Raw genomic sequence first — 5,403 nt, 5'->3', positions numbered from 1 at the left:
ACGGAGGAAGGCGCTGAGGCCGACTCCCAAGTTCTTTGACAGTATGCGCAGGTATCTTGTGAAGGCGCCTGCAGGAAGGATGATTGTCCATCTTGCAGACGTTTGATCAAGCAACATATCAATTGTTTTAAAGCAAGCGAAACGTTGCCAGCGGTCAAGCATCTGCAGCTTTAAATTTTTAGTCTTCGGACTATGCGTTTTTAAGTGAAGAGTTTGATCCTGGCTCAGAGTGAACGCTGGCGGTAGGCCTAACACATGCAAGTCGAACGGCAGCACAGTAAGAGCTTGCTCTTATGGGTGGCGAGTGGCGGACGGGTGAGGAATACATCGGAATCTACCTTTTCGTGGGGGATAACGTAGGGAAACTTACGCTAATACCGCATACGACCTTCGGGTGAAAGCAGGGGACCTTCGGGCCTTGCGCGGATAGATGAGCCGATGTCGGATTAGCTAGTTGGCGGGGTAAAGGCCCACCAAGGCGACGATCCGTAGCTGGTCTGAGAGGATGATCAGCCACACTGGAACTGAGACACGGTCCAGACTCCTACGGGAGGCAGCAGTGGGGAATATTGGACAATGGGCGCAAGCCTGATCCAGCCATACCGCGTGGGTGAAGAAGGCCTTCGGGTTGTAAAGCCCTTTTGTTGGGAAAGAAAAGCAGTCGATTAATACTCGGTTGTTCTGACGGTACCCAAAGAATAAGCACCGGCTAACTTCGTGCCAGCAGCCGCGGTAATACGAAGGGTGCAAGCGTTACTCGGAATTACTGGGCGTAAAGCGTGCGTAGGTGGTTGTTTAAGTCTGTTGTGAAAGCCCTGGGCTCAACCTGGGAATTGCAGTGGATACTGGGCGACTAGAGTGTGGTAGAGGGTAGTGGAATTCCCGGTGTAGCAGTGAAATGCGTAGAGATCGGGAGGAACATCCATGGCGAAGGCAGCTACCTGGACCAACACTGACACTGAGGCACGAAAGCGTGGGGAGCAAACAGGATTAGATACCCTGGTAGTCCACGCCCTAAACGATGCGAACTGGATGTTGGGTGCAATTTGGCACGCAGTATCGAAGCTAACGCGTTAAGTTCGCCGCCTGGGGAGTACGGTCGCAAGACTGAAACTCAAAGGAATTGACGGGGGCCCGCACAAGCGGTGGAGTATGTGGTTTAATTCGATGCAACGCGAAGAACCTTACCTGGTCTTGACATGTCGAGAACTTTCCAGAGATGGATTGGTGCCTTCGGGAACTCGAACACAGGTGCTGCATGGCTGTCGTCAGCTCGTGTCGTGAGATGTTGGGTTAAGTCCCGCAACGAGCGCAACCCTTGTCCTTAGTTGCCAGCACGTAATGGTGGGAACTCTAAGGAGACCGCCGGTGACAAACCGGAGGAAGGTGGGGATGACGTCAAGTCATCATGGCCCTTACGACCAGGGCTACACACGTACTACAATGGTAGGGACAGAGGGCTGCAAACCCGCGAGGGCAAGCCAATCCCAGAAACCCTATCTCAGTCCGGATTGGAGTCTGCAACTCGACTCCATGAAGTCGGAATCGCTAGTAATCGCAGATCAGCATTGCTGCGGTGAATACGTTCCCGGGCCTTGTACACACCGCCCGTCACACCATGGGAGTTTGTTGCACCAGAAGCAGGTAGCTTAACCTTCGGGAGGGCGCTTGCCACGGTGTGGCCGATGACTGGGGTGAAGTCGTAACAAGGTAGCCGTATCGGAAGGTGCGGCTGGATCACCTCCTTTTGAGCAACAGACAGCATCGTCCTGTCGGGCGTCTTCACAAGTAACCTGCATTCAGAGTTTCACGTCGGCCTGGCCGGCGTGGATAGTCCCGTATATGGGGCCTTAGCTCAGCTGGGAGAGCACCTGCTTTGCAAGCAGGGGGTCGTCGGTTCGATCCCGACAGGCTCCACCACACGCCGCGAGTTTATCGACGCGGTAGCAATGAGCTGAACGGACATTGGGTCTGTAGCTCAGGTGGTTAGAGCGCACCCCTGATAAGGGTGAGGTCGGTAGTTCGAGTCTACCCAGACCCACCACTCTGAATGACTAGCGCATACAAAGAATTTATTACGGATCAGCATTGTGGCTGGTACGTGTTCTTTTAAAACTTGTGACGTAGCGAGCGTTTTGAGATTCTATCTTAGACGTGTCGTGAGGCTAAGGCGGAAGACTTAAATGTCTTCTTATTAATTGAGTCGTTATATTTCGTATCTGGGCTTTGTACCCCCAGGTCATATATGTAACCCAAGGCAACTTGCGGTTATATGGTCAAGCGAATAAGCGCACACGGTGGATGCCTTGGCGGTCAGAGGCGATGAAGGACGTGGCAGCCTGCGAAAAGTATCGGGGAGCTGGCAACAAGCTTTGATCCGGTAATGTCCGAATGGGGAAACCCACCCGCTTGCGGGTATCCTGCAGTGAATACATAGCTGCTGGAAGCGAACCTGGTGAACTGAAATATCTAAGTAACCAGAGGAAAAGAAATCAACCGAGATTCCCTGAGTAGCGACGAGCGAACGGGGACTAGCCCTTAAGCTGGAATGGTTCTAGAAAAACAGCCTGGAACGGCTGGCCATAGAAGGTGATAGCCCTGTATTTAAAAGGGCCACTCCAGTGAAGACGAGTAGGGCGGGGCACGTGAAACCCTGTCTGAACATGGGGGGACCATCCTCCAAGGCTAAATACTACTGACCGACCGATAGTGAACCAGTACCGTGAGGGAAAGGCGAAAAGAACCCCGGAGAGGGGAGTGAAATAGATCCTGAAACCGTGTGCGTACAAGCAGTAGGAGCTCGAAAGAGTGACTGCGTACCTTTTGTATAATGGGTCAGCGACTTACTGTTCGTGGCAAGCTTAACCGTATAGGGGAGGCGAAGGGAAACCGAGTCTGATAAGGGCGCATAGTCGCGGGCAGTAGACCCGAAACCGGGTGATCTAGTCATGGCCAGGGTGAAGGTGCCGTAACAGGTACTGGAGGCCCGAACCCACGTCTGTTGCAAAAGACGGGGATGAGCTGTGATTAGGAGTGAAAAGCTAATCGAACCCGGAGATAGCTGGTTCTCCTCGAAAGCTATTTAGGTAGCGCCTCATATGTATCCTCTCGGGGGTAGAGCACTGTTATGGCTAGGGGGTCATCGCGACTTACCAAACCATTGCAAACTCCGAATACCGAGACGGACTGTATGGGAGACACACGGCGGGTGCTAACGTCCGTCGTGAAAAGGGAAACAACCCAGACCCACAGCTAAGGTCCCAAATTCACTGCTAAGTGGAAAACCATGTGGAAAGGCACAGACAGCCAGGAGGTTGGCTTAGAAGCAGCCACCCTTTAAAGAAAGCGTAATAGCTCACTGGTCGAGTCGGTCTGCGGGGAAGATTTAACGGGGCTAAGCAGTGAACCGAAGCTTGGGGTGTGCATATTTATATGTACGCGGTAGAGGAGCGTTCCGTAAGCCGTTGAAGGTGGATTGAGAAGTCTGCTGGAGGTATCGGAAGTGCGAATGCTGACATGAGTAACGATAATGCGGGTGAAAAACCCGCACGCCGAAAGCCCAAGGTTTCCTTGCGCAACGTTAATCGGCGCAGGGTGAGTCGGCCCCTAAGGCGAGGACGAAAGTCGTAGTCGATGGGAAGCAGGTTAATATTCCTGCACCTCGCGTAAGTGCGATGGAGGGACGGAGAAGGTTAGGTGTACCCGGCGTTGGTTGTCCGGGGGAAAGGAGGTAGGTTTGAATCTTTGGCAAATCCGGGATTCTTCAAGACCGAGCACCGAGACGAGCCTTTAAGGCGAAGTCACTGATACCACGCTTCCAGGAAAAGCTCCTAAGCTTCAGCTTACGCAGACCGTACCGTAAACCGACACAGGTGGGTAGGATGAGAATTCTCAGGCGCTTGAGAGAACTCGGGTGAAGGAACTAGGCAACATGGCACCGTAACTTCGGGAGAAGGTGCGCCCTTTTTGGTGGCTCATGCGAGCTATAGCTGAAGAGGGCCGCAGAAACCAGGCCGCTGCGACTGTTTATCAAAAACACAGCACTCTGCAAACACGAAAGTGGACGTATAGGGTGTGACGCCTGCCCGGTGCTGGAAGGTTAATTGATGGGGTCAGCCGCAAGGCGAAGCTCTTGATCGAAGCCCCAGTAAACGGCGGCCGTAACTATAACGGTCCTAAGGTAGCGAAATTCCTTGTCGGGTAAGTTCCGACCTGCACGAATGGCGTAACGACAGCGGCGCTGTCTCCACCCGAGACTCAGTGAAATTGAAATCGCTGTGAAGATGCAGCGTTCCCGTGGCAAGACGGAAAGACCCCGTGAACCTTTACTATAGCTTTACACTGAACGTTGAGTTCGTCTGTGTAGGATAGGTGGGAGGCTATGAAACTGTGGCGCTAGCTGCAGTGGAGCCATCCTTGAAATACCACCCTGTCGTGCTTGACGTTCTAACCTAGGTCCATAATCTGGATCGGGGACCGTGTATGGTGGGTAGTTTGACTGGGGCGGTCTCCTCCTAAAGAGTAACGGAGGAGCTCGAAGGTACGCTCAGCGCGGTCGGACATCGCGCACTGTGTGCAAAGGCATAAGCGTGCTTGACTGCAAGATCGACGGATCAAGCAGGTAGGAAACTAGGACTTAGTGATCCGGTGGTTCTGTATGGAAGGGCCATCGCTCAACGGATAAAAGGTACTCCGGGGATAACAGGCTGATACCGCCCAAGAGTTCATATCGACGGCGGTGTTTGGCACCTCGATGTCGGCTCATCACATCCTGGGGCTGTAGTCGGTCCCAAGGGTATGGCTGTTCGCCATTTAAAGTGGTACGCGAGCTGGGTTCAGAACGTCGTGAGACAGTTCGGTCCCTATCTGCCATGGGCGTTGGAGATTTGAGAGGGGCTGCTCCTAGTACGAGAGGACCGGAGTGGACGAACCTCTGGTGTTCCGGTTGTCACGCCAGTGGCATTGCCGGGTAGCTATGTTCGGAAGCGATAACCGCTGAAAGCATCTAAGCGGGAAGCGCGCCTCAAGATGAGATCTCCCGGGGCACAAGCCCCCTGAAGGAACCATATAGACTATGTGGTTGATAGGTCAGGTGTGTAAGTACAGCAATGTATTGAGCTAACTGATACTAATGATCCGTGTGGCTTGACCATATAACCTCAAGTTGCCTTGGCCGACATGACATGTCGATAGATCCCAAGTGCACGCTACGTCACAAGACTTACGAGAGGCAGGCGCCTTAATCCGTTTCTTTAGGATGGCGACGCTCCAACTGTCTCCCTGGTGAAATTAGCGCTGTGGAACCACCCGATCCCATCCCGAACTCGGAAGTGAAACGCAGCTGCGCCGATGGTAGTGTGGCCTAAGCCATGCGAGAGTAGGTCATCGCCAGGGTTTTTACCC

Annotated in this window: 2 tRNA genes and 3 rRNA genes; all 5 read left to right on the top strand. The window is 53.3% G+C overall.

Annotated features, from left to right (window positions below):
* Positions 1–201: 201 nt before the first annotated feature.
* The 5 genes from AB9O74_RS18650 to rrf all read left to right on the top strand — a co-directional run bounded on the left by AB9O74_RS18650 (position 202) and on the right by rrf (position 5,394).
* Positions 202–1,748, top strand: a 16S ribosomal RNA gene (locus tag AB9O74_RS18650).
* A gap of 96 nt (positions 1,749–1,844) precedes the next feature.
* A tRNA-Ala gene (locus AB9O74_RS18645) sits at positions 1,845–1,920 on the top strand.
* 47 nt (positions 1,921–1,967) lie between these two features.
* Positions 1,968–2,044: transfer RNA gene (locus tag AB9O74_RS18640), tRNA-Ile, on the top strand.
* A 230-nt stretch (positions 2,045–2,274) separates the two neighbouring features.
* Positions 2,275–5,153 (top strand): 23S ribosomal RNA (locus AB9O74_RS18635).
* 126 nt (positions 5,154–5,279) lie between these two features.
* Positions 5,280–5,394: ribosomal RNA gene (rrf, locus tag AB9O74_RS18630) — 5S ribosomal RNA — on the top strand.
* The 16S, 23S and 5S rRNA genes sit together here with 2 tRNA genes alongside, the layout of an rRNA operon.
* Positions 5,395–5,403 lie beyond the last annotated feature (9 nt).

The sequence above is a fragment of the Stenotrophomonas sp. JAG2 genome, assembly GCF_041080745.1.
GTDB classification, from domain to species: domain Bacteria; phylum Pseudomonadota; class Gammaproteobacteria; order Xanthomonadales; family Xanthomonadaceae; genus Stenotrophomonas; species Stenotrophomonas maltophilia_AA.
The sequence above is the reverse complement of the archived record's forward strand: the minus strand, read 5'-3'. Positions and strand labels throughout refer to the sequence as shown.